General features: G+C 60.1%; 24 protein-coding genes and 1 tRNA gene. 15 read left to right on the top strand and 10 right to left on the bottom strand.

Going from position 1 to position 23,796, the window contains the following annotated elements; genetic code table 11:
• The first annotated feature begins 50 nt into the window (after positions 1–50).
• Genes Q0859_RS01585 through rarD form a run of 3 tightly spaced genes read left to right on the top strand, consistent with a single transcriptional unit; the run spans position 51 to position 4,349 of the window.
• A complete protein-coding gene (locus Q0859_RS01585; protein ID WP_299147103.1) occupies positions 51–944 on the top strand; it encodes a homocysteine S-methyltransferase family protein in 894 nt (297 codons plus the stop codon).
• Between the two features lie 13 nt (positions 945–957).
• The gene (locus Q0859_RS01580; RefSeq protein WP_299147102.1) at positions 958–3,405 is read left to right on the top strand and encodes an FAD-dependent oxidoreductase; all 2,448 of its coding nucleotides are present in this window, start codon (positions 958–960) and stop codon (positions 3,403–3,405) included.
• A gap of 47 nt (positions 3,406–3,452) precedes the next feature.
• The gene (gene rarD / locus Q0859_RS01575; RefSeq protein WP_299147100.1) at positions 3,453–4,349 is read left to right on the top strand and encodes an EamA family transporter RarD; all 897 of its coding nucleotides are present in this window, start codon (positions 3,453–3,455) and stop codon (positions 4,347–4,349) included.
• Here the strand turns inward: rarD and Q0859_RS01570 are convergent.
• A complete protein-coding gene (locus Q0859_RS01570; RefSeq protein ID WP_299147099.1) occupies positions 4,346–5,143 on the bottom strand; it encodes an alpha/beta fold hydrolase in 798 nt (265 codons plus the stop codon). The genes rarD and Q0859_RS01570 overlap by 4 nt on opposite strands.
• Before the next feature lie 106 nt (positions 5,144–5,249).
• On the opposite strand from Q0859_RS01570, the gene Q0859_RS01565 reads away from it, so the two are divergent.
• On the top strand, positions 5,250–5,897 hold the full coding sequence (locus Q0859_RS01565; protein ID WP_299147098.1) for a pseudouridine synthase: 648 nt from the start codon (positions 5,250–5,252) through the stop codon (positions 5,895–5,897).
• Positions 5,898–6,024: 127 nt separating this feature from the next.
• Here Q0859_RS01565 and Q0859_RS01560 read toward each other — a convergent pair whose 3' ends face one another.
• Positions 6,025–7,464, bottom strand: coding sequence for an aldehyde dehydrogenase family protein (locus Q0859_RS01560; protein WP_299147097.1), 1,440 nt, complete (start codon positions 7,462–7,464; stop codon positions 6,025–6,027).
• 143 nt (positions 7,465–7,607) lie between these two features.
• On the opposite strand from Q0859_RS01560, the gene Q0859_RS01555 reads away from it, so the two are divergent.
• The 3 genes from Q0859_RS01555 (at position 7,608) to Q0859_RS01545 (ending at position 11,953) form a co-directional block, all read left to right on the top strand.
• Positions 7,608–8,261 carry a peroxiredoxin gene (locus Q0859_RS01555; protein WP_299147096.1) on the top strand — a complete coding sequence of 218 codons (654 nt, stop codon included), beginning with the start codon at positions 7,608–7,610 and terminating at the stop codon, positions 8,259–8,261.
• 217 nt (positions 8,262–8,478) lie between these two features.
• The gene (locus tag Q0859_RS01550) at positions 8,479–10,884 is read left to right on the top strand and encodes an alginate lyase family protein (RefSeq protein WP_299147095.1); all 2,406 of its coding nucleotides are present in this window, start codon (positions 8,479–8,481) and stop codon (positions 10,882–10,884) included.
• A gap of 205 nt (positions 10,885–11,089) precedes the next feature.
• Positions 11,090–11,953 (top strand): ATP-binding cassette domain-containing protein, encoded by an 864-nt coding sequence (locus Q0859_RS01545; RefSeq protein WP_299147094.1) that lies wholly within the window; start codon positions 11,090–11,092, stop codon positions 11,951–11,953.
• A 189-nt stretch (positions 11,954–12,142) separates the two neighbouring features.
• On the opposite strand, the gene Q0859_RS01540 is transcribed toward Q0859_RS01545, so the two are convergent.
• Both Q0859_RS01540 and Q0859_RS01535 read right to left on the bottom strand, forming a co-directional pair.
• Positions 12,143–12,218 (bottom strand) — tRNA-Ala (locus tag Q0859_RS01540).
• 91 nt (positions 12,219–12,309) lie between these two features.
• On the bottom strand, positions 12,310–12,642 hold the full coding sequence (locus Q0859_RS01535; protein WP_299147093.1) for a TIGR02300 family protein: 333 nt from the start codon (positions 12,640–12,642) through the stop codon (positions 12,310–12,312).
• A 132-nt stretch (positions 12,643–12,774) separates the two neighbouring features.
• On the opposite strand from Q0859_RS01535, the gene Q0859_RS01530 reads away from it, so the two are divergent.
• From Q0859_RS01530 to Q0859_RS01520, 3 genes are read left to right on the top strand one after another with little or no spacing between them, the layout of a single operon-like run.
• Complete coding sequence (locus Q0859_RS01530) at positions 12,775–13,467, top strand: SprT family zinc-dependent metalloprotease (RefSeq protein WP_299147092.1); 693 nt, start codon at positions 12,775–12,777, stop codon at positions 13,465–13,467.
• Between the two features lie 31 nt (positions 13,468–13,498).
• Positions 13,499–14,149 (top strand): GntR family transcriptional regulator, encoded by a 651-nt coding sequence (locus tag Q0859_RS01525; protein ID WP_299147091.1) that lies wholly within the window; start codon positions 13,499–13,501, stop codon positions 14,147–14,149.
• A gap of 60 nt (positions 14,150–14,209) precedes the next feature.
• Positions 14,210–15,280, top strand: a complete 1,071-nt coding sequence (locus Q0859_RS01520) for a PAS domain-containing sensor histidine kinase (protein WP_299147090.1) — start codon at positions 14,210–14,212, stop codon at positions 15,278–15,280.
• On the opposite strand, the gene Q0859_RS01515 is transcribed toward Q0859_RS01520, so the two are convergent.
• Together Q0859_RS01515 and Q0859_RS01510 are read right to left on the bottom strand one after the other, a co-directional pair.
• Complete coding sequence (locus Q0859_RS01515) at positions 15,281–16,243, bottom strand: acetyl-CoA carboxylase carboxyltransferase subunit alpha (RefSeq protein ID WP_299147088.1); 963 nt, start codon at positions 16,241–16,243, stop codon at positions 15,281–15,283.
• 58 nt (positions 16,244–16,301) lie between these two features.
• Positions 16,302–16,895, bottom strand: coding sequence for a LysE family translocator (locus tag Q0859_RS01510; protein WP_299147087.1), 594 nt, complete (start codon positions 16,893–16,895; stop codon positions 16,302–16,304).
• A gap of 73 nt (positions 16,896–16,968) precedes the next feature.
• On the opposite strand from Q0859_RS01510, the gene Q0859_RS01505 reads away from it, so the two are divergent.
• Complete coding sequence (locus Q0859_RS01505) at positions 16,969–17,421, top strand: Lrp/AsnC family transcriptional regulator (protein WP_299147086.1); 453 nt, start codon at positions 16,969–16,971, stop codon at positions 17,419–17,421.
• Here the strand turns inward: Q0859_RS01505 and Q0859_RS01500 are convergent.
• Entirely contained in the window at positions 17,418–17,891 is a 474-nt protein-coding gene (locus Q0859_RS01500; protein ID WP_299147085.1) for a DUF302 domain-containing protein, read from the bottom strand. The two genes, Q0859_RS01505 and Q0859_RS01500, sit on opposite strands and share 4 nt — an antisense overlap.
• Positions 17,892–18,036: 145 nt before the next feature.
• Here Q0859_RS01500 and Q0859_RS01495 point away from each other — a divergent pair, with 145 nt between their 5' ends.
• A complete protein-coding gene (locus tag Q0859_RS01495; RefSeq protein WP_299147083.1) occupies positions 18,037–18,507 on the top strand; it encodes a lytic transglycosylase domain-containing protein in 471 nt (156 codons plus the stop codon).
• 60 nt (positions 18,508–18,567) lie between these two features.
• Here Q0859_RS01495 and Q0859_RS01490 read toward each other — a convergent pair whose 3' ends face one another.
• Positions 18,568–19,527 carry an L-malyl-CoA/beta-methylmalyl-CoA lyase gene (locus Q0859_RS01490; protein ID WP_299147082.1) on the bottom strand — a complete coding sequence of 320 codons (960 nt, stop codon included), beginning with the start codon at positions 19,525–19,527 and terminating at the stop codon, positions 18,568–18,570.
• Positions 19,528–19,791: 264 nt separating this feature from the next.
• On the opposite strand from Q0859_RS01490, the gene dgcN reads away from it, so the two are divergent.
• The 3 genes from dgcN to Q0859_RS01475 all read left to right on the top strand — a co-directional run bounded on the left by dgcN (position 19,792) and on the right by Q0859_RS01475 (position 22,713).
• Positions 19,792–20,793 carry an N-acetyltransferase DgcN gene (dgcN, locus tag Q0859_RS01485; protein WP_299147081.1) on the top strand — a complete coding sequence of 334 codons (1,002 nt, stop codon included), beginning with the start codon at positions 19,792–19,794 and terminating at the stop codon, positions 20,791–20,793.
• Positions 20,794–20,884: 91 nt separating this feature from the next.
• The gene (gene dgcA / locus Q0859_RS01480) at positions 20,885–21,850 is read left to right on the top strand and encodes an N-acetyl-D-Glu racemase DgcA (RefSeq protein ID WP_299147080.1); all 966 of its coding nucleotides are present in this window, start codon (positions 20,885–20,887) and stop codon (positions 21,848–21,850) included.
• A gap of 2 nt (positions 21,851–21,852) precedes the next feature.
• A complete protein-coding gene (locus Q0859_RS01475) occupies positions 21,853–22,713 on the top strand; it encodes a D-amino-acid transaminase (protein WP_299147079.1) in 861 nt (286 codons plus the stop codon).
• 10 nt (positions 22,714–22,723) lie between these two features.
• Here the strand turns inward: Q0859_RS01475 and Q0859_RS01470 are convergent, their stop codons facing one another.
• Entirely contained in the window at positions 22,724–23,533 is an 810-nt protein-coding gene (locus tag Q0859_RS01470; RefSeq protein WP_299147078.1) for a polyhydroxybutyrate depolymerase, read from the bottom strand.
• 31 nt (positions 23,534–23,564) lie between these two features.
• Positions 23,565–23,777, bottom strand: a complete 213-nt coding sequence (locus Q0859_RS01465) for a phenylalanyl-tRNA synthetase subunit beta (RefSeq protein ID WP_299147077.1) — start codon at positions 23,775–23,777, stop codon at positions 23,565–23,567.
• Positions 23,778–23,796 lie beyond the last annotated feature (19 nt).

The raw sequence follows: 23,796 nt of genomic DNA, 5'->3' as shown, positions 1-23,796 counted from the left end.
GAAACGAAACGGGCACTGCGTCGGTGCCTGCGCGTGCAAGGAGTACCGCCATGGCTGACATCACCCTTCTGGACGGGGGCATGGGACAAGAACTGGTCCACCGGGCTGGTGACAAGCCCACCCCGCTGTGGTCGACCCAGATCATGCTGGACCATCCAGGCATGGTCACCAGCGTGCACGCGGATTTCTTCGCAGCCGGGGCGACGGTTGCGACAACCAACAGCTATGCGATCCATCACGACCGCTTGACAGGCACCCCCGTCGAGGGCGCGTTCACGGCCTTGCATCAAAGCGCGCTGTTTGAGGCGCGGACCGCGCGGCGCGAACATGGGTCGGGGCGTATTGCAGGTGCGATTGGGCCGCTTGTGGCCAGCTATCGCCCTGACCTGCATCCTGCCTCGGCTGTGGCCGTGCCCCTGTTTGCCGAGGTCGCGGCCCTGCTGGCCCCCGCCTGCGACTTGTTGATTTGCGAAACCGTCGCATCCATCGATCATGCGCGTGACATCCTTGCGGGATGTGCAGGCGCGGACATCCCTGTCTGGCTGGCGATGACGGTGGATGACCGCGACGGCACCAGGCTGCGCTCGGGTGAGCCGATCGCAGATGTGGTCGCCGTCGCCGAAGCGGGCGCAAACGCCTTGTTGGTGAACTGTTCGACCCCCGAAGTGATCCCCGCGGCCCTTGCGTCCATCGCGCACACGACTTTGCCGTTCGGGGCCTATGCCAACGGGTTCGAACAGATCGCCGAGGGCTTTCTTGAGGACAAACCGACCGTCGACAGCCTGACCCTGCGCCGCGACTTCACCCCTGACCTTTACGCCGATCAGGTCATGGGCTGGATCGACGCAGGGGCCACCATCGTGGGGGGATGCTGCGAAGTCAGCCCCGCCCATATCGCTGAAATCGCCCGTCGTCTGCGTGATGCGGGCCACACCATCGTCTAAGGGTCCAAAGCTTATGCCTGATCTTCCCAACTCCGCGCGCGTCGTCATTATCGGTGGGGGCGTCATTGGCTGTTCGGTGGCGTATCACCTGACCAAGCTGGGCTGGAAAGATGTTGTGCTGCTGGAGCGCAAGCAGTTGACCAGCGGTACGACATGGCATGCGGCGGGGCTGATTGCGCAACTGCGCGCCACGGCGAATATGACGAAACTGGCGCGCTATTCGCAGGAACTCTATGGCGATCTGGAAGCGGAAACCGGGGTTGCCACGGGCTTCAAACGCGTGGGGTCGATCACGGCGGCCCTGACGGATGAACGGCTTGAAGAATTGCGCCGTCAGGCGGGCATGGCGCGCGCCTTCGGGGTCGAGGTCGAGGACATCTCGCCCGCCGAGGTCAAGGCCAAGTACGAGCATCTGAACATCGATGATGTGACCGGAGGCGTTTACCTGCCGCTCGACGGGCAGGGCGATCCGGCCAATATTGCGCTGGCCCTGGCCAAGGGTGCGCGGCAACGCGGGGCAAAGGTGCAGGAACGGGTGGCCGTGACGCGGATTGCCCGCGACGGGCGACGGGTCACAGGCATCGACTGGACGGGCGAGGATGGGACCGACGGCCACATCACTTGCGATCACGTGGTGAACTGTGCGGGCATGTGGGGCCACGAGGTCGGACGTATGGCGGGGGTGAACGTGCCGCTGCAAGCCTGCGAACACTTCTATATCGTGACTGAGGCGATCAAGGATTTGCAGCAATTGCCGGTCCTGCGCGTGCCGGACGAGTGCGCCTATTACAAGGAAGACGCGGGCAAGATGCTGCTTGGCGCGTTTGAACCCAATGCCAAACCATGGGCGGTGAATGGCATTCCACGCGACTTTGAATTTGATCAACTGCCCGAGGACTTCGATCATTTCGAACCAATCCTTGAGGCGGCGGTGAACCGGATGCCCATGCTCGCGGAGGCCGGTATCCACACGTTCTTCAATGGACCCGAAAGCTTTACGCCCGACGATGCCTACCACCTGGGCCTCGCGCCCGAGATGGACAATGTGTGGGTGGCTTGCGGGTTCAACTCCATCGGTATTCAATCCGCAGGCGGTGCGGGCATGGCGCTGGCGCAATGGATGGATGAGGGGCAAAAACCCTTCGATCTGGGTGATGTGGACATTTCCCGAATGCAGCCCTTCATGGGCAACAAGACATATCTGGCCGAACGCTCGACCGAAACACTTGGCCTGCTCTATGCCGACCACTTCCCCTACCGCCAAAAGGCGACAGCACGTGGGGTCCGGCGCACGCCGTTCCATCACCACCTGATGCAAAACGGCGCGGTCATGGGCGAGTTGGCCGGATGGGAGCGTGCCAACTGGTTTGCGCGCCCTGGTCAGGATGCGGCCTATGAGTATTCGTGGAAGCGGCAGAACTTCTTTGACAACGTGGCCGAAGAACATCGGGCGGTGCGCGAAAATGTGGGCATGTACGATATGTCGTCCTTCGGCAAAATCCGGGTCGAAGGGCGCGATGCCGAGGCGTTTATGAACTTTGTGGGCGGGGGCAACTATTCAGTACCCAATGGCAAGATCGTCTATACCCAGTTCCTGAACGACCGTGGCGGGATCGAGGCGGACGTGACCGTCACACGGCTGACCGAAACCGCCTATCTGGTGGTCACCCCTGCGGCAACCCGGCTGGCGGATCAGACATGGATGCAGCGCCATGTGGGCGACTTCAACGTGGTGATCACGGATGTGACAGCAGGCGAGGGCGTCTTGGCCATCATGGGCCCCAACGCGCGTAAATTGCTGAATGCGGTCAGCCCGGCGGATCTGTCCAATGAGGTAAACCCGTTTGGCACTGCGCAAGAGATCGAGATCGGTATGGGCCTCGCCCGCATTCACCGCGTGACTTACGTGGGTGAATTAGGCTGGGAAGTCTACGTGGGCGCGGATCAATGCGGCCACGTGTTCGAAGTGCTCCACGAGGCCGGGCAGGCCATGGATGTGAAACTGTGCGGGATGCACATGATGGACACGTGCCGTATCGAAAAGGGGTTCCGCCACTTTGGCCACGATATCACCTGCGAGGATCATGTGATGGAAGCGGGCCTTGGCTTTGCCGTCAAAAAGGACAAGCCTGCCTTCATGGGGCGCGATGCGGTGCTGCGCAAACAGGACGAGGGGCTGAACAACCGGCTGCTGCAATTCAGGCTGACGGACCCCGAGCCGCTGCTCTATCACAATGAACCGATTGTGCGGGATGGCGAGATCGTCGGTTACCTCAGTTCGGGCGCATATGGGCACCACTTGGGTGGGGCCATGGGCCTTGGCTATGTGCCTTGCACAGGCGAGACGGCAGCGGATGTGCTCGCCTCGTCCTACCAGATTGGGGTGGCAGGCACGCGGGTCAAGGCGGAGGTGTCGCTGAAGCCGATGTATGATCCCAAATCCGAACGGGTGAAGGCGTGACGCCCTGTTGATCGGGTGCTAGGCAGGGGACGAAAGGACCTTTCCCTATGACCCAAAGTTCCGGTGATACGCCGCAGGGTCTCGGCTTTGCGCTTGGGGCCTACATTCTGTGGGGGTTCTTGCCGCTTTACATGAAATTACTCAGCCATGTTGGCCCCGCCGAAGTGGTCGCGCACCGCGTGATCTGGTCGGTGCCTTTGGCGGGCGTTCTGCTGATCGCGCTGCGCCGGACCGGCGATTTGCGCACTGCGTTTTCCAGCCCACGCACGCTGGCAATGGGATGCGTGACGGCGACGCTGATCACGGTGAACTGGGGGATCTATGTTTGGGCGATCACGTCTGACCGGGCACTTGATGCGGCCTTGGGGTATTACATAAACCCATTGTTTTCGGTCGCCTTGGGCGCGCTGATCCTGCGCGAACGGCTGACACGCGCGCAAATGGTGGCGATTGCCCTCGCGGCCTGCGCGGTTGCGGTGCTGGCCATCTCGGCAGGGTCGGTGCCATGGGCGGCCATTGGGCTAACGGTCTCGTGGGGGTTCTATGCCCTGGCCAAGAAACAGCTGCCAATCGGGCCGAATCAGGGGTTTCTGCTTGAGGTGCTGATCCTGCTGATCCCGGCACTGGCCTATGTTGCTTGGCTGGGATGGACCGGGCAGGGGGTGTTTCTGGTCGGAGACATGGAAACAAACTGGCTGTTGCTGGGATGCGGCGCGGTCACGGCCATCCCGCTGATCCTCTATGCCAACGGGGCCAAGGGGCTGCGGCTGACGACCATCGCGATCCTGCAATACGTCGCGCCCACGATGATCTTCCTATGTGCGGTGATCGTGTTCAAGGAACCTTTTGGACAGGCGCGCATGATCGCGTTTCCGATGATATGGATGGCGCTTGTGATCTATTCGGTGTCGATGATCCGGCAGATGCGGGGCGTGCGAACCTAACGGCTTTCGAACCACTCGCGGGCCAGAGTTGTCCAGCCACGGGGCAGGCCATGCGCCCCGTCATGTTCACAAAACCTGATCGCACCCGCACCGCAACTGTTATCCCACGTCCGGCACCGGAACTGATTGCCGATTGCAATGGTGTCGGGATGGCTGCGGCACTGGTTGGCACGGCGCGCGAGGGACAGGCTGTCCCACAGGCTGCCTTGGTGCCAGTCCCGAATGGCGCGGCCCTCGAACGGGACCTGATTGTCGGCAAAGCCGTGGATTTGCAGGAAGTTGACAGGGGCAGAGGGGCAGTCGGCGGTGTCATTGGGTTGACGCAGCGCGCCAGATACGGACGCAAAGCCGGCAAATCGCTCTGCGCTCTTGCAGGCCATCAACCACGCCATGGACCCTCCCGCTGAAAAGCCCGCGATATACACCCGGTCCAGATCAATCGACGCGCGGGTTGCCGCGTCGGCAATCACATCAAGGGTAAAGGCCACATCATCGCGGCTGCCGCCCTCGCGTCCCGCCCATCGGCGCGTATTGCGCCTCTCAATTGGGGTGCCGTTGGGCGCGATCAGCACGTATCCCGCGCTCGCAAACTCGGACCGCAACCCGCCGCGAAAGATCATCTGCCCGGTCGCATTGTGTCCATGAAAGAACACGAGCGCAGGCGCATCATCCGCCACACCGTCAGGCACAAGCATGTGATAGGATCCACCCGCGATCTCGCAAGGGGCATCTGGCCCGCAGGCCGCATGGGAAAGGGAAGGAAGGGCAAAAAACAGGGCAAGTATGTAACGCATGGGTGCACAGTGCACATGCGCGCGCCCGTTGACAGGCACAGCGCGCCGATGTCGCTGAAATGTGAAGGGTCTTGCGCTGAGCGCACACATTTGACAGGCGACAGGCATGGATGACACCTATACCCCGCCGCAGGACCCCTTGGTGGTGCTGCATGATGATGCCGAGATGCTCGTGGTCGACAAGCCTTCGGGGTTGTTGTCGGTGCCGGGCAAGGGCGCGCATCTGGCGGACTGTTTGATCGCACGGGTACAGGCGGTGTGGCCGCAGGCGCTGCTGGTGCATCGGCTGGACCGGGATACAAGCGGTGTGATGGTGTTCGGGCTGACGCCCCACGCGCAGCGGTTCCTGTCCAGGCAGTTTGAACTGAGGGCCGCCAGAAAAACCTATGTGGCGCGGGTGTGGGGGCGGCTGACGCCGAAGACGGGACGGGTCGATCTGCCGCTGATCGTGGATTGGGAAAACCGGCCCAGACAGCATGTGAACCACGAGACGGGCAAACCCGCGATCACCGACTGGCGAGTGCTGCGCGATAGTGAAGCCGAGAGCCGAGTGCGGCTGATGCCCAAGACCGGGCGGAGCCATCAACTGCGGGTCCATATGCTCGCACTCGGACATCCGATCCTGGGCGATCCGTTCTACGCCACTGGGGATGCACTGGCGTTCGAGCGGTTGATGCTGCATTCCGAAGAGTTGCGGATCAAACATCCCGACAGCGCCAAGATGATGCGGTTCCGACAACCCACGCCGTTCTGACCTGCCAGCACTGGCACCATCACCCCAACTTGGCAGACCGGAGCACACGAAAGCGTCGCCCGCCTCTTCCTTTCGCCACAAATACCTCGGGGGGCCCGCAGGGCGGGGGCAGCGCCCCCTCAGCCCATCAATCTGTCGACCAACCGGAAACGGATTTCACTTCGAGGAAATCTTCGATCCCCCAAATGCCGCCCTCGCGCCCGTTGCCTGATTGCTTCATCCCCCCAAACGGTGACCCCGCCGCGCGGGAGGTGCCGTTCATTTCCACCATGCCGGATCGCAACTGCATGGCCATCCGGTTCAGCCGCGCGCCATCCTGGGTCTGAACATAGTTGGTCAGGCCATAAGGCGTGTCATTGGCAATTTTGACAGCCTCTTCTTCGGTATCGAAGGGGATAATGGATAGGACGGGCCCAAAGATCTCTTCGCGGGCGATGGTCATGTCGTTGTTGACGTCCGCGAACACGGTCGGGCGCACATAGAACCCTTTGTTGAAACCGTCGGGGCGGCCCGTGCCACCGGCGACCAGCCTGGCCCCCTCATCAATGCCTTTCTGGATCAGATCCTGGATCTTGTTCCATTGCACTTCGTTCACGACGGGGCCGATATGGCGCCCTTCCTTGCTTGCGGGGCCGACAGTAACTTTGCCTGCCACCTCCGCAGCCTCTTGCACAGCAGCGTCATATTTCGAGCGCTGCACCAGCATCCGCGATGGTGCGTTACAGGACTGGCCTGTGTTGTTCATAATGTGCAGCACGCCACGTTTGACGGCCTTTTCATCCGCATCCTCAAAGATCAGGTTGGCCCCTTTGCCCCCCAATTCGAGGTGCACGCGTTTCAGCGTCTCAGCCGCATTCTTGGAAATCAGGCGGCCCGCGCGGGACGAGCCGGTAAAGCTGACCATATCCACATCCGGGTGACCCGACAGGGTTGTACCCACACCGGGGCCATCACCGTTCAGCATATTGAACACACCCGATGGAAAGCCCGCCTCATGCATCATCTCGGCAAAGATAACGGCGTTCAGGGGCGATTCTTCGCTTGGCTTCAGGATCATCGTGCACCCCGCAATGGCGGCAGCCCCGACCTTGAGGGTTATCTGGTTCATCGGCCAGTTCCACGGCGTGATAAGGGCCGCAACCCCCACCGGTTCGTGGATGATCCGGTCGTTGGGGGCGTGATCGCCCAAAGCGTGATCGAAGTCGAACCCTTTGGCTGCATCAATGAAGTTCCTGAGGTGCCACGTGCCTGCGCCGACCTGCTGGCTGCGCGACATGTCTATCGGCGCGCCCATTTCGGCGGACATTGCGCCTGCCAGGTCCTCGGCGCGGGCCTCGTACACGCTGATCAGTTTTTCGACCAACGCGATTCGCTCTGCAACGGGCGTTGCCATCCACGCGGGAAACGCCGCCTTGGCCGCCGCAATCGCGGCCTCCGTATCTTCGGCACCCCCAAGCGAGATCACGGCCGTTGGTTCCTCTGTCGAGGGGTCGATCACATGGTGGTCCGTGCCGTTTTGCGGGGCGACCCATTGGCCGTTGATGTAAAAGTCGCGTTTTTCGAGCATGGCTGAGCCTTTCGTTGACGTTTGGCAAAACTCTGACACCGCTGGGGCGTGCCCACAAGTGGGCCCACACATCAGGGGATGAAAACACCTGCGTGATGCCTTAGGTTACTTTGCAACACCAATTATTCCCGACGGAGGACACCATGGGTTTGCGCATTAACGACACGATCCCGGATTTGACGGTCGAAACAGACCACGGCACGATTTCGCTGCATGACTGGATCGGGGACAGCTGGGCGATCCTGTTTTCTCACCCCAAGGACTTTACGCCCGTCTGCACAACCGAATTCGGTGTGGTCGCTCAGCTGGCTGACGAATGGGCCAGGCGCGGCACCAAAGTCATTGGCGTGTCAGTGGATGGTGTCGAGGACCACAAGAAATGGAAAGGTGACATCGAAAAGGTCGCCGGTACCACCGCCGGATTCCCGATCATCGCCGATTCCGGCCTCGAGGTCTCAAAGGCGTTCGATATGCTGCCCGCCGAGGCCTACCTGCCCGATGGCCGCACGCCTGCAGATAGTGCCACCGTGCGCTCGGTCTTTATCATTGGCCCCGACAAGCAATTGAAGCTGTCGATGACCTATCCGATGACAGTTGGCCGCAACTTTGCCGAGGTGCTGCGCGCGCTTGATGGTTTGCAAACCTCGACGGGCAAGGGGGTGGCGACACCTGCGAACTGGAATGTGGGTGATGATGTGATCATCCCCGCAACCGTTTCGGACGAAGATGCAAAGGCGAAGTTTGGCGAATTCACAACTGTGCTGCCCTATCTGCGCACCACCAAAGCGCCCGAATAGGCAACCACAAAGAGGGGCGGTTCGCAGTGTCCGGGTCGCCCCTCTGGTAATATCTCCGGCACCAGCTTGATCCCGCCTCTGTCCTGGAATGCGTACGAAACAGCGCTTGTTTTAGCGACAAATCATATGGTCGCGGTGCTGAAGCGCCCGGCTGATGCTGGACCCTTGAGTGATCATTCAGTAGGGACAAGGTCTGAATGTGACCCGAGGTAAGTCTATGGCATCCAAGGCCAAGGCGTTTTTCTTTCGCCTGAAATGGAAATTGCGGTCTGCGCAGGGTGTCGCACGCTTGGGCTGGGGTTTGCTTTTGCTCGGGACCTTGCCCATCGTGCTGCCCATCGTGGCCGTAAAGGCGGTGACCAATGGCAAAAAGGCGCGCACAAAACCGCGTGGGCTCTCCGGAAGTGCCTCGTATTTCGTCTCGCCCTCCACAGTCCCGAAGCCAGAGACGGACGACATGGCCGAAGCGGCATCGCGGGCCCGGCCTCACACCTATGCACTTATCCGAATAGTGGGGAATGACTTGCCGCCGCGCCATGCTGTCGGGCAGTCTCTCCAGAATGTGCAGTTCATCCTGAACAACGAACCCGAGTTCCCCAACTGCACGAAAATGTGGGTGCTCAACCGGATACGGGATGCAGAGCAGGAAGCCCGGATCATCAAGGCGATCGATGCCGCCGGACATGCGTACAAGCGCTTTCCTTTCGTATCGGAGGACTATGAGAAAGCGCCACTGGATGTCGCTCAATTCCCGACAGCCAGCTATATTTTTGACGACGACTTCGACCAATTGGACGACAAGGACCGCAGCAGGGCCTTGGCCGCGATCTATCGGCTCAAGAATATCTATGCGATGCACAACAACGGCGCGCGCAATGCTGCGTTGGAATGGGGGCTAGCCGATGCGAAGTGGGTGCTGCCATGGGACGGCAATTGCTTTGTCACGTCAGATGACTGGGCCGGGATAACAACCTCGATCGAGGCACAGGAGGCGCTGAGGTACTTTGTCGTGCCCATGGCCCGTCTCGGGTCCAACGCGTCGGCCTTCGATCCGATGACCCCTCAACAGGCCGGGGAAGAACCACAGCTTGCTTTCCGGTTCGATGCCAGGGAACGCTACGACGAGGCGTTCCCATATGGGCGTCGTCCCAAGGTCGAATTGCTGGCCCGCCTCGGGGTCGAGGGTCCATGGATGAGGACCCGGATGGATCCGTGGGATATCAGGGCAAACCCCCGTGTTCCGGCGTCCCATTTGGTGGGGCGCGCTGGCATGGTGCGCCGTCTTGCCTCGGGGCAGGTCGCGCTGGAAACCGATGGTTATGACTCGTTGAGAGAACGTGGGTTTGCGCGCAATGACGCAATTGTTGCCCAACTCAGGTCGCTCGATCGGCAGGTCATGGAACGCCGCGGCTACGACCTCCGACATCCGGTGTTTTATGACAGGGACACCGTGGCGCACCTTGGGCAAAACCCGACCTCAGATCACAGCAGGCGTTTGCGTGAGGCGGCGGATTCTGCGCTCGGGCGTGGCCCGTTCTCGGTGTTCGACAAGACCGAGACCGCGCCAAGTAGGGACAAGGGTGATTATCTCGAGCTTGCGCCTTATTGGTGGCCTGACGCGCAACGTAGGGATGACGCCCCATATGTCCAGCGCACCGGGGAGCGACTGCCCGGCACAGTGCTTTACACCCCGGACAGTGACGCCTTCGACCGAACTCGGTTGCAGCATGTGTTTGATGATGCAACGGCGTGCAGTCTTGCATGGGTGGCCTTTGGCGCACCGCAATATCGCGATCATGCCCGCCGCCTGATCAAGGCGTGGTTTCTGGACCAGAAAACCGCGATGACCCCCCATCTTCGTTATGCGCAGGTGCGTCGGGGGCACAATGAGAACAATGGCGACAAAGCCGGGATCATCGCGTTCAAGGATATTGCGTATCTGCTGGACGGGGTGCGGATGTTGGATGATCCGGATCTGAGTGCGGAAATGGCGGACTGGCTGCGCCCGTATCGCGATTGGCTTTTGGGCAGTGCGCAGGGCAGGGGTGCGTGTCGCACTCCGAACAATCTTGGTATGTTCCATGACCTCCAACTCGCCTCCATCGCCGCCTTTCTTGGCGATGTTGATACGTTGATGGACTGTTATCTGAAATCCACCGCGCGTCTGGAAGCCCATTTTGACGATGAGGGTCGTCAGCCTCAAGAATTGCAGCGATCAGCGGCGCAGCATCACTGTGCGTTCAATCTGAGTGGTTGGCTGAGCCTGTATCGCCTTTATCAGTCCTGTGGTTTCGCGCTGGAACATCAGCCTGAGTTCGCCAGATTACGTAAAGGGGTCGCGTGGTTTCTGTCGCATCGTGGGGCTGAGTGGCCGCACAACCAAGGTTTGGATTTTGACGAGGATCGATACGCGCCGCTTGCGATGCTCGCAGACAGCCTCGGCATGGAGGCGACCACGCAGGCGGGGGATGAAAGCATCGCACACACAAAGCCTCGTTTTCACCCATATGATGGGCTTCCGGGCTTTTGGCCGCTGATGATGAGCGCGGACCGTGCCGTTTCGGACATGAACAAAATGCCCGCCGAGCCCCGACGCGCGGATGAATTTAAGGGGACAGCCTAGGCTGCGCATTAACATCATATGCAGCAGTTGTGCGTTTCGTCAGGTCATGTGCATTGACGTCTGTAGGCAGGAAGCCGATATACAGCGCGAGCGGACAGCGGATGTCGTCGGATCAGATCAACGATACAAACCTCCAGCCATCGCCATCGCCCCGAGTTCATGCGATGCGTAGCGCCCAAACTCCAATCCGCATGCAGAGTGCAGCATGATCGCGCCGGAAAGCAGTTCCAAGAGTATCACGGGACGGGAAACAACAGCGACAGGTATCCGCCTGATACGCGAGGCGCAGCCGCCGCGCTGGAAACTGTACGCATTGTCCATCATCTGCATGCATGGCGTTGCCGGGTTCACCGGGGCGCTTGCGTATTCCACGCGTCTCATCGCGAAGCTGGCCCTGCGAAACGTGTCCTTCGACATCAAAGCGGGGGAAAAGGTAGCTATTATCGGGCGATCCGGCTCTGGCAAAAGCACGCTGATCGACCTGGTTCCGCGATTTCATGACCCAACCGGCGGCACCATCCGTATCGGGGGATACAATGCGTCTGATATCTCCAATGAATCCATGCGCGCAGCCACCGCGCTGATCAGTCAGGACGTCTTCTTGTTCGACAGTACGATCCTCGAGAACATCCGGGACGGCAATGCGGGCGCGTCTGACGAAGATGTGGAACGTGCCGCCCGTCGTGCGGCCTTGACTGAAACATTGGGCAATATGCCCGCTGGCCTGCAAACCGTCGTTGGCCCGAATGGCTCGTCGCTGTCAGGTGGACAGAAGCAGCGGATCGGTATTGCACGCGCTTTGGTCAAAGATGCGGATATCTGCGTTTTTGATGAGGCGACCAGCGCCCTGGACGTCGAAACCGAAAAGCAAGTGCTGGAAAATGTGACCAAGGAGCTAGATCACAAAACGGTTCTGTTCGTGACGCACCGCCCCGCCACGCTTGATTATGTCGACCGCATCTTGCTGCTGGATGAGGGGCGTTTAGTGTCCATTGGCACAAAGAAAGAGCTTGAGACCGGAAGTGAGCAATATCGTGCGTTGCTGAACATCGCGATGAAGGAAAGCTGAGGGTTCGATTTGGGACCTGTTGGCTTTCTGGGCTGGCTTTGGCCTTAACATGCTCATCCACCTCCAAATCCGCGTGATGGTCTGATCTCGAGGAAATCAGGATTGGTGAAGTTTAGCGGCCTTGGCCGCTGCACGTCAGTCCGCATCTGCGGTTCGTGGTCTGCGAAATGCCGGGGAGTGGTTCAAGAATGGTGGAGCATAGCGGGATCGAACCGCTGACCTCCTGCATGCCATGCAGGCGCTCTCCCAGCTGAGCTAATGCCCCATTCTTGGGTGGCTGTTGCCAGCCGTGCGCCGCTGATTAGGCGCTTTGCACTGCGGGATCAAGCGAAAAAGATCCCGCATGCAGGGTCGATTTACGAGTCGTCGTCATCCGTGGCCACGTCTGCGATTTCTTCGAGCGGGACTGTGTCCTCGTCGTCATCATCGTCATCCAGCAGATCATCGTCCAAATCAACTTCGACGTCATCATCGTCCAGCACTTGATCTTCGTCCTCGGTCGCGGTTGTGGCCTTGGCTTTGGCTGTGACCGCGTCTTCGGCGTCAGCGGCGATCATGCGGGTTTTGGTGCTGTCCAGCTGCACCGCTTCACCCGTGTAGGGGCTGATGATGGGTGTGCGGTTCATGTCGTAAAACCGTTTACCGGTGGTTGGGCACAGGCGCTTGGTGCCCCATTCTTCCTTTGGCATGCGAGATCCTTGTCTAACAGTGCAGGCCCCGGCGCGGATGCGCAAACAGGCCGTCCATATTGCGGCGATTCTGGGCAAGTGCCATAAGGCCGGGACGGAGTCAAAGCCTTATGGTCAGATGGGGAAGATGGGATGGATGAACGTGTCCTTCAAGGGGACCCCGACATTGCACTGACGCTGCGGCGTTCGGCCCGGGCCCGCCGGATCACATTGCGTATCTCGCAACTTGATGGGCGGGTGACACTGACGCTGCCACATCGGGTGTCGGAACGCGATGCGTTGGCCTTTGCTGCCGAAAAACGCGACTGGATTGCCCGCCACCTAGCCTCCCGACCTCAGGAAAGCGTTGTTGGCCTTGGCGCGTCCTTGCCGGTTGAGGGGCAGGTGCGAACTCTTGTGCAGGGGACGGGGCGCGGTATTCGACTTGAGGGGGACGCGTTGATTGTGCCCGGCCGATCCGACACCGCCGCGCGCCGGACATTGGGGTTTCTCAAGGCGCGCGCACGGGATCAGCTGGCAACCCAAAGCGATGCCTATGCGCGCCGCCTCGGGGTCGGTTATTCGTGCATCACGATCCGCGATACCCGGTCCCGGTGGGGGTCGTGTTCGTCGCAAGGTCGGCTGATGTACTCCTGGCGGCTGATCCTCGCCCCGCCCGAGGTGCTGAACTATGTCGCTGCCCACGAGGTCGCCCATCTGGCACAAATGAACCACTCGCCCGCGTTCTGGGCCGAGGTCGAGCGGATCCATGGCCCCTACAAGGCCGTGCGGCGGTGGCTTAAGACGGAAGGTAACGCGCTGCACCGATATCGCTTCGGTGATTGACGGCCTGGCGGGTTTGTGATCACAAACGCATATGCAGCCAAACCTCCGCCCCCGCGATGCCACGACCGCCGCCCATGACCGGGTTTATCGTCGCTTGCGCACGCGGATCATGCACGGCGATATTCCACCGGGTCATGCGCTGACCTTGCGTGGGATCGGCAAGCAATACGACGTGTCGATGACCCCCGCGCGCGAGGCGGTGCGCCGGCTGGTGGCCGAAGGGGCGCTGACGCTGTCGCCCTCGGGACGCGTGTCAACGCCAGAGTTGTCCAACGAACGGATCGAGGAACTGGCCGCCTTGCGGGCCTTGATCGAGGTTGAACTGGCCACCCGCGCCTTGCCACGCGCGCACCTTGCCCTGATCGAGCGGTTGCAAACCATCAACGGGGCCGTCGCCGAAGCGGTCGCGCACCGGGATGCGGTCAGCTACATCCGCACGAACCTTGAATTTCACCGTACCCTTTATCTGCGCGCCCAAGCCCCTGCGATGCTGGCGATGTCCGAAACGGTGTGGCTGCAAATGGGGCCAACCATGAGGGCACTTTACGGACGATTGCGGCGCACCGAACCGCCCCATTATCACCGATTGATTATTGCAGCCTTGCGTGCAGGGGACGAGCCGGGCCTGCGCCTTGCCGTCCGTTCCGATGTCACCCAAGGGTTGAGGATGCTGGCAAGCTGATGCGTTAAAGCTTTGGTAGGTGCCCGTGCGGTATACCGGCGTCGACGGAGGAGTCGCGCCATGTCATCCATTGATTTCAGCCCCTATGACTTTGTGGATCAGCCGGTATTTGTATTGGTGGCGGGCGAGAACGGGTTTCCGGTTTATGGGTTTGCAAATCAGGCGGTGCGTGATCGGCTTGGGCTGACACTGGATCAAATTGTCGGGCGGCCGGCCTATGATCTATTTACGGGGCGGGCCGCGTATTCCGTGTTTCGACGCCAATGCAAAGCCTGGGAAGGTGGGGAGGCGGTCGAGTATGAAATCGCGTTACCCATCGGCACGCAACAGACATGGGTGCATACCCAATTGCACCCGGTACATGATGCCGAGGGGCAGATGACGCACATGGTCGGCTTGTCGCGCGATATCACGCGGGAACGTGCCCGGCTGACGGAACAGACCATGACGCTGGCGGCGGCCCATGAAATGCAGGATTTGATCTGCATGGCCGCCCATGACCTGCGCAGCCCGGTCGGAAACCTCAAGTCACTGGCCGATGTGATGCGGATCGATTTTGTGGATCACGGCGATGGGAAGATCCAATTGATCGACATGATCGACGCCCTTGCTGATCAGGCGCTTGAGGTGATTTCGGACATTATGCAGCGGGCGATGGCACCGGATGCGCAAGGGCACAACCGGGTGTTCGATCTGGGCGCATTATGCGACGATGTCTTGGTGTTGCTGGATCCGCAGAGGATGCACAGCATATCCTATGATCGGTTGTTCGTGGACACCGACTATGCGGCTGTCCAAATCGTGTTGCGCAATCTGATCGACAACGCGTTCAAGCATGGGCCAAACACACCGCGCCGGGTCTCTGTTCAGGTCGAAGAGATGAATGCACAGCGGCTCCGGTTTTCGGTATGCGACGACGGGCCGGGCTTTTCCGCGGCGGCCATCGCGGCTGGACCGGGGCGCGGGTCGGATGAATCCGGGTTCGGACTGGTGGGCATCAGCAAACTCGCGCGTTCACACGGTGGGGCGGTCAGTATTGTTCCGCCACACTCAGGCCATGGGGCAGAGGTGCATCTGGAACTGCCTGGCCAGATCGTGTGGCAAAGTGCGAGCATCCACGCCTTTGGCTGATCAGGCCGCGAGGCCTTTGGACCCCAGATCAAGGAACTTGTTGCGCCGATCCGAAATCAGGGCTGCCGGGTCCTTGGAGTCAAGATCCTGCAACATCGCAGCGATGGCTGAACTGACGGCTGCCATTGTCGCCTCAGGATGACGATGTGCGCCGCCGACGGATTCAGGAATAATCCGGTCGATCACATTCAGCTGTTTGAGGTCCTGTGCCGTCAGACGCAGGGCTTCTGCCGCCTCGCGCATCTTTTCGGCGTCTTTCCAAAGGATCGACGCACAGCCTTCGGGGCTGATCACCGAATAGACCGAGTGCTCCAGCATCGCGACACGGTTGGCAGTGGCAAATGCAACCGCGCCGCCAGAGCCACCTTCACCGATCACCACCGACACCAGTGGCACGCCGATTTGCAGGCACTTTTCGGTAGACCGTGCGATGGCCTCGGATTGGCCGCGCTCTTCTGCCCCTTTGCCGGGATATGCGCCGGGCGTGTCAACCAATGTGATTACTGGCAACCCGAACCGATGTGCGATGTCCATCAGCCGGATCGCCTTGCGATAGCCTTCGGGACGGGCCATGCCAAAGTTACGCTCGATCCGTGATTTGGTGTCGTTGCCTTTCTCGTGGCCGATGACGACCACCGGGCGATCCTCAAACCGGGCGAGGCCGCCCATGACCGCGTGGTCATCGGCAAAGTTCCGATCCCCGGCCAAAGGCGTATATTCGGTGAACAGCGCGTCAATGTAGTCCACGCAATGGGGCCGCTCGGGGTGTCGGGCGACCTGACATTTCCGCCAAGGTGTCAGATCCTTGTAAAGGTCATCCAGCAAAGAGATCGCCTTGGCATCCAGCGCTGCCGCCTCATCGGTGACATCCATATCTTCGCTTTGGCGGGCAAGGGCGCGCAGTTCCTCTGCTTTGCCCTCAATTTCAGCCAATGGCTTTTCGAATTCCAGATATTGCGTCACACAGCGCTCCCGATGCGGTTTGGCGATATATGGCCGGGCCGCAGGGGATTTGCAATATTCAGGGGAAAACGACCGGATAAAGCGAGGCAATCAATAGCGCCGCCATGGTCCAGTTGAACGCCGTCAAGCGGGCGGGATTGGTCAGCACGCGCGCGATTTGTCGGCCAAGCACGGTCCATGAGCTGACAGCGGGCAGGTTGATCGCTCCAAAGACCAATGCCACAATCCCAATCGCCCAAAGGGTCGTGTCGGGCGTGTAGACCGTCACGGCTGTCAGGGCCATCGTCCACGCCTTGGGATTGATCCACTGAAAGGCGGCGGCTTGCAGAAAGGTCATTGGCGTGCCCTGACCCTGCCCGTCGCGGACCGGTGCGGCAGTTGCGATCTTCCATGCCAGAAACAGCAGATAGGCGACCGACCCGACTTTGAGGATGGTGTGGCTGAGCGGATAGGCATCAAATATCTGGATCAGACCCGCACCGACCAGCATCACCATAAACACAAAGCCCAGCCCGACCCCCAACATATGCGGGATCGTGCGGCGAAACCCGAAATTGGCCCCCGACGCCATCAGCATCAGGTTGTTTGGCCCCGGCGTGATCGAACTGACAAAGGCAAAAGCCGCAAGGGCAGAGAGAAGATCAAGTGTCATGCTGCAATAAGTGACCGTCTATATGCGATTTATGGTTGCGAAATTCAGCTAAGCAGATCTATTTTCGCAATATATGGTTAAAATGGACGAGATAAGCGAACGGATATTGCGTGAGCTCGGTCGAGATGGTCGTATCAGCAATATCGAGCTGGCCGACCGCGTGGGCCTGTCCCCCTCGGCGTGTTTGCGCCGCGTGCAGGAATTGGAACGCGCCGGGATCATCACCGGCTACCGCGCTGTACTGGACCGGACCAAGCTGGGGTCGGGGTTTGTGGCCTATATCGGCGTCGGCCTCAACAACCACTCAAAGGCCAGTCAGGAAGCGTTTGAACGTGCCATCTCGCGCGCGCCTGAAGTGCGCGAATGCCACAACATCACCGGGACCATTGAGTATCTGCTGCGCATCGAATGCGCTGACCTACCCAGCTACAAGACGTTTCACACCGACATGCTGGGTGCCTTGCCTCAGGTGAACGGGATCACGTCCTATGTGGTGATGGGCTCGCCCAAGGACGAGCGGGCCTAGTGCTGTTGCGTGGCTTGCGCGCTGATATCGGCAAAGATTGCGTCCAATTCACCCGCAATGCGTTCCAGTTCGGGTCCGGCCTCTGCGATGTAGGGCGCAAAGACTGTCGAGGGTAACTTGTAGCTGAGGGTGGCTGTTTCATCCTCGTTTTCAGTGACATAGATCCGAATGGGGGCTTCGATCATTGCGGCTGTCGACAGGCTAAGTACTTCGACTGCGTAGAGGTTGTTGAACAGGCCGATCACCCGATTGCCGGGGATCGTGATGCCGCGGTTCGCGGCGGCTCCGGTTGGCCCGGCTTGGGTCACGACGCCCATCTTGTTGGCTTTGGCCGCCTTTTTCACGTCATCAATCAGGATGTCGTAGGATTTGGTCGTGGGCGTCACCGCCCATCCGTCACGCAGGGCCATTTCGGCATGCGACGTGCCTGCACACAGAATAAGGGCAAGGGCGACAAGGGTGCGGTACATAGCGGTCTCCTGACGGGTTTGGCGCAGTGAACATGGTGGCGTGCGTGATTCCCAATCACGTCTGTGTGGGTCAATTGGCAAAACATTGCTGATCGGGGGCGTTTCCGGCTGGGCAGGATTGTGGCCTTCATGCTAGGGCGCGCCCATGAAATGGTTTGTCCTTTTGATTGCGGTCACGTTGGCTGCCTGCACATCCGCCCCGGCCCCAGAGTCGGTGCCCGCTGTTCCGCTTTATCCCAACGAGACGCCGCAATTGCGCGCCCAGATCGAGGCGGCGGCAGCGACCAATGATATCCCCGTTGCGCTGGTTCAGAAGGTGGTGATCCGGGAAAGCACCCATCGACCCGGCGCGCGCAACGGCCCTTATTACGGGTTGATGCAGATATTGCCTGCGACCGCCCGCAGCATGGGCTTTCGCGGCCAGCCGAACGATCTGCTGGATGCCGAAACCAATCTGAAATACGCGACGCGCTATCTGCGTGGGGCCTGGTTGGTGTCGGACGGCGATCTGGACCGCGCCGTGATGTGGTATGCCCGTGGGTATTATTATGAGGCCAAGCGTCGTGGTCTGATTGCCGAAACCGGGGTCGACGGGCGCAAGGTCTGGCCGGATTAGGACAGCGCGTGACGCGCTTTGCCCTTGGCAAAGACGCCCCACCCACCGTCCCTGAGGGCGTCAGTGCCCCGCGATCATCTCGGATTGTTTGACGATCACTTCGGCTTGTTTGATCGAGGCAATGTCCACAAGCCGCCCTTTGTAGACCGTCGCGCCTTCGCCATTGGCCTTGGCCGTCTCCATTGCCGCAAGGATGTCGCGTGCTTCGCTTACGGCCTCTTCGGATGGCGTGAAAACTTCGTTCGAGATGGCCACCTGTTTGGGGTGGATCGCCCATTTACCCACCATGCCCAAGGTGGCGGACCGCCGTGCCTGCGCACGGAACCCTTCATCGTCCGAGAAGTCGCCAAAGGGTCCGTCGACAGGCAAGACTCCGTGCGTCCGGCACGCTGCGACGATGGCCGCTTGCGCCCAGTGCCATGGGTCGGACCAGTGCTGTTGGCCTTCGTGCAGCATGTAATAATTGGCTTGCGTGCCCCCGATCCCTGTCGTCTGCATGCCCATGGAGGCTGCGAAATCGGCGGCGCCGAGGCTCATCGCTTGCAGGCGGGGCGATGCTGCGGCGATCTCTTCGACATGGGCGATGCCTGCTGCGGATTCGATGATCACTTCGAAGGCGACAGGCTTGGTGCGCCCTTTGGCAGCCTCGATGGACGACACAAGCGCATCGACCGCATAGATGTCGGCGGCATTGCCCACTTTGGGGATCATAATCTGGTCAAGTCGGTCGCTTGCCTGTTCCAGCAGGTCCACCACGTCGCGATACCAATACGGGCTGTCGAGCCCGTTGATCCGCACGCTAAGAAACTTGTTGCCCCAGTCAACCTCATGTGTTGCCTTGATGACGTTTTCGCGGGCGCTATCCTTGTCAGAAGGAGCCACCGAGTCCTCAAGGTCGAGGTTGATCACATCCGCCGCCGAGGCTGCCATCTTCTCGAAAATGGCCGGGCGTGATCCGGGTCCGAACAATTGGCAGCGATTGGGACGTGCGGGGGGCGTGGGTTGCAGGCGGAACGACATAAGCAGCGGCCTTTCGGTAAGAATATTGCGTATGAATTGTGCGTTCAGGTATTAAATTACACGAGGCGGTGCAAGCATGATTGTGCAGGTGCAGCATGGCTTGGGCGATCCTGTTTTGATTGACCATGACCACGCAAGAAATTCGCGAAATTTTTCATAATGTGCAAAATACTTCGTGATCTTGATGTTTATGTGCGCGTTTTGCGATGTCATTGCAGCCATTATGCGCAAGATTGCGGTGTCACACACCTTTGGGAGGCCGCTATGATTCAGACACCCTATCTCTTGTTTTTGGGCGATGCCCCCGACCAACTGGCCGCCAAGGTTGCACAAGGTATCAAGGATTGGCGTCCCAACAATGCGGTGGGTCAGCTTCGCCTTCCCGGTTGTGGCGCGGATATGGGCCTGACGGACCTGTCCCTCGAAGAGGGACTGAAGGCTGGTGCCAAGACACTGGTGATTGGTGTGGCCAATCGCGGTGGCATCATTTCAGATGAGTGGAAAGTGGTTTTGGTGAAGGCCTTGCAGATGGGCTATGATCTGGCCGCTGGTCTGCACAATCTGCTGCGAAATGAGGATGAGTTGCAGGCCGCTGCCAAAGTGAACGGGCGGACCTTGCATGATGTGCGCATCCCATCGGTGGCTTATCCCATCGCCAACGGCGTCAGGCGCACGGGCAAGCGGGCACTGGCCATCGGCACCGACTGTTCCTGTGGCAAGATGTATACGGCCATGTCGATGGATGCCGAAATGCAGAAACGGGGTATGAAATCGACCTTTCGCGCCACCGGTCAGACCGGCATTTTGATCACCGGCAAAGGCGTGCCCTTGGACGCGGTCATTGCCGATTTCATGGCCGGTGCAGTTGAATACCTGACCCCGGACAACGATGCCGATCACTGGGATCATATCGAAGGGCAGGGCAGCTTGTTCCACGTATCCTATTCCGGTGTCACCATGGCGCTGATCCATGGTGGTCAGCCTGATGCACTGGTGTTGTGCCACGAGCCGACCCGCACCCATATGCGCGGGCTGCCCCACTATAGCCTGCCGTCGCTTGAGCAATTGCGCGACACCGCGTTGCCCATTGCCCAGATTGCGAACCCTGCGGCGCAGGTAACGGGTGTGTCGGTCAACACCAAGGCGCTGGATGAGGCCGCCGCGCGGGCCTGCTTGCAAGAGATCGAGGATCGCATGAACCTGCCCGCCACGGATCCGTTCCGCTTTGGTGCGGGCAAGTTGATTGATGCGCTAAGCACCATCTGAGATCTCGCGTGGTGAGATCTTTCCCTGCCGGTGGCACAGCCACCTGCCGGGAAGTGGGGTAGGGTTTTTTGGAGCAGGGAAGGGAAGACCGATGCGCATAGAGGTGAGCCGGGATGTGTTCAAACTGGCACAGGTCTTTACCATTTCGCGCGGGTCCCGGACCGAGGCGCAAGTGCTGACAGTGACCGTCTCGGATGGTCTGCATCTGGGGCGGGGTGAGTGTGTGCCCTATGCCCGCTACGGCGAGACGCTGGACAGTGTCACCGCTGAGATCGAAGGCCTGCCCGCTGATCTGTCGCGCTTGGACTTATATGATCTGTTGCCTGCGGGTGCGGCCCGCAATGCAGTGGATTGCGCGCTGTGGGATCTTGAGGCCAAACAGGCGGGCAAACGCGCGTGGGAGCTGGCTGGACTGCCAGCGCCGGGTCCTGAAATCACGGCCTATACCCTGTCTTTGGACACACCGGGGGCCATGCAGGCGCAGGCCACGCAGAATGCGTTTCGGCCCTTGCTCAAAATCAAATTGGGCACGCCCGATGATATGCCCCGGCTTGAGGCGGTACGGGCTGGTGCGCCCACATCCCGCATCATTGTGGATGCGAACGAAGGTTGGTCGGCGGAGGTCTATACAGATCTCGCTCCGCATCTGGTCCGTCTTGGTGTCGATCTGGTCGAGCAACCGTTGCCCGCGGGGGATGATGATGCATTGTTGGGAATGGCACGGCCCGTCCCGGTCTGTGCGGACGAATCCTGCCATGATCGGGCCTCGCTTGCGGCGCTGAAAGGCAAGTACGATATGATCAATATCAAGATCGACAAGACGGGCGGCCTGACCGAGGCGCTGGCCCTGCGTGAGGCTGCAATTGCACAGGGCTATGGCATCATGGTGGGCTGCATGGTCGGGTCAAGCCTTGCGATGGCCCCGGCCACGCTGGTCGCACAGGGTGCGGCGGTTGTGGATCTTGACGGCCCGCTGCTCCTGGCCGAAGACCGGGCAACACCGCTGAATTTTGATGACGCCGGGATCCACCCGCCTGCGTCCGAACTATGGGGATGAACATGCGCACAGTCTATGTAAACGGCGACTATATGCCCGAGACCGAGGCGAAAGTGTCGATCTTTGATCGTGGGTTTTTGATGGCGGATGGCGTCTATGAGGTGACCTCAGTGCTGGACGGCAAGCTGATCGACTTTGACGGGCATGCGGTGCGCCTTCAACGCTCGCTCGATGCGCTGGATATGGCCAACCCGATCTCCAAGGACGACCTGCTCGAGGTGCATCGTGAACTGGTGCGGGCAAACGGGATCGAGGAAGGGATGATCTACCTCCAGATCACCCGTGGCGCGCCCGACGACCGTGATTTTGCCTTTCCCGATCCCGAGACGACACCATGCACCATTGTGCTGTTTACTCAGAACAAACCCGGTCTGGCGGATAATCCGGCGGCCAAGCGCGGCATGAAGGTCATCAGCATTGATGACATCCGGTGGGGCCGTCGTGATATCAAGACGGTGCAACTGCTTTACCCGTCCATGGGCAAGATGATGGCCAAGAAGGCGGGTGCGGACGATGCCTGGATGATCCAGGATGGGTTCGTGACCGAAGGCACCTCGAACAACGCCTATATCGTCAAGGGCAACAAGATCATCACCCGCGCCAAATCCAACGACATCCTCCATGGGATCACCCGCGCCGCCGTTCTGCGCTTTGCCCAAGAGGCGCAGATGGAGGTTGAAGAGCGCAACTTTACCATCGAAGAGGCGCGCGAGGCGGATGAGGCGTTTATCACGTCGGCTTCGACCTTCGTGATGCCCGTGGTTGAGATTGACGGGCAGGCTCTGGGCGATGGCACACCGGGCAAGGTCGCACCGCGTTTGCGCGAAATCTATCTGGATGAGAGCCGCAAGGTCGCGATCTAGGGCCCTGATCCTAAGGATAGACCGGGTCGCGCCCGAGCAATTCGTCGAGCTGCCGCGCGATCCAGCCATGCGGAATGAAGTGCCCGCCGGGGTGGATATCAAGGGCGACCTTTGTGTCGCCTGCACAGTCCCATTCCGTCCGGCTGAGCGTCAGAAAATCAACTGCGGACCAGTCACGCGTCGCTGTGGGCGCGCCGCACCCAAACTGCGCACGCCACAGGGCTACGGGATAGGTCTGGTCGCCGTTCCGGCCATAGGGAAAATCAAGCACGTTGTCGGCAAGCCCATGCACGTGGCGCACCTCTTGCGGTGCCTGGGCGCAATCCTCTTGCTGGTTCAGTGTGCCTGATATCCCAAGCAGCGCACGCACGGTCATCTGTGTCCCCCGATCACAGGCCACGCGCCATGCCATGATCGACCCATAGGAATAACCGGACAGAAAGACATTGCCCGGATCAATGGGGTAGCGTTTGGCCACATCCTCAAGAACTTCTTGGGCAAAGGCGACGTCTTCGGTCTCTGGTGCCCACATGTTCCACGTCTTGCGATTGCCGTTGGGGGCAATCAACAACACCCCACGCCGTCGGGTTGCCCCGGAGATGCGTTGGTGCTGGACAGGCAATGCGCCGGTGCGCTGCCAGCCATGAAAGTGGATCAGGACGGGCAAGGGGCTTTTCCCATCCCAGCCATCGGGTTCCTTGACGTGGTAGGACCGATCTCCGACCTCGCAAGGCACATCCAGTTGGCAGTCACGTTGCCATGGACCCATGGCGGCGGTGGGGATGGCCCAGAAGGCCAGCAATACAATCAGATATCTCATGGGATGCACGCTACGCACCCACGGCGGCGTGTCACGTCAAATTTTCGTGGTCACTGGAATTGTGCCGCTTCACCGCATCAAGCCAGCGGTCGATCAGAAATATGGGGGCCAGGATGATCATCCAGCCCGCGACATTGATGACAGTAAATGTGATCTTGAGGCCCCTCGCCATGTCCGAGCGCCACAGGAACACGTGCGCGATCAGGATCAGGACAACCATGGCGGCGACGAGGTATATTTTCATGGGTGGTAACCTAGCACAT

The sequence above is a fragment of the uncultured Tateyamaria sp. genome (genome assembly GCF_947497045.1).
Taxonomy (GTDB): Bacteria; Pseudomonadota; Alphaproteobacteria; order Rhodobacterales; family Rhodobacteraceae; genus Tateyamaria.
This window is presented reverse-complemented; position numbering and strand designations above follow the sequence as displayed.